Source organism: Arthrobacter sp. E44, assembly GCF_041877125.1.
Taxonomy (GTDB): domain Bacteria; phylum Actinomycetota; class Actinomycetes; order Actinomycetales; family Micrococcaceae; genus Arthrobacter.
In genome coordinates this window covers 1-456 of record NZ_JBHDJA010000070.1, presented here as the reverse complement: position 1 = coordinate 456, position 456 = coordinate 1, and the positions used below count along the sequence as shown (strand labels likewise).

The window sequence follows — 456 nt, the reverse complement described above, 5'->3', positions numbered from 1 at the left end:
CGCCCGGTACCGGCGGGCCGTGAAGGCACGCGGTCATTTCCCAACCGAGCAGGCCGCGCTAAAGTGCCTGTATCTCGTCACCAGATCCCTCGATCCGACCGGTGCCGGCAGGACCCGATGGACAATGCGCTGGAAGCCCGCTTTGAACGCCTTCGCCATCACCTTCAGCGACCGATTCCCGGCAGCTGAAAACTACTAAAGGAAACCGCCGGATACACCGTTAATGAGATAGTCCCGGTGAAGCGCGCTCCTACTGTAATTGACGTCACAAGGACACCGCGGATGCACGTCAATGGAGAGGGGGCGGTGGGGTGAGCGGCCATAAAGTCAGCAGAAGGGACTGCTGAAGGTTTAGTTGACAGCTGGGGTTGATAATTTCTTACGCGGCTGAGGCCGCGTTTTTTATTGTCTCAAACTCGATGGGTGTCAGCCGGCCGAGGGCGCGTTGACGGCGTT

1 protein-coding gene is annotated in these 456 nt (G+C 59.0%); it reads left to right on the top strand.

The genetic code is table 11. The features are described 5' to 3' along the window. The coding region (locus tag ACETK3_RS21360; RefSeq protein ID WP_373993600.1) for a transposase at positions 1-199 on the top strand (199 nt) is incomplete at its 5' end. Positions 200-456: the final 257 nt, after the last annotated feature.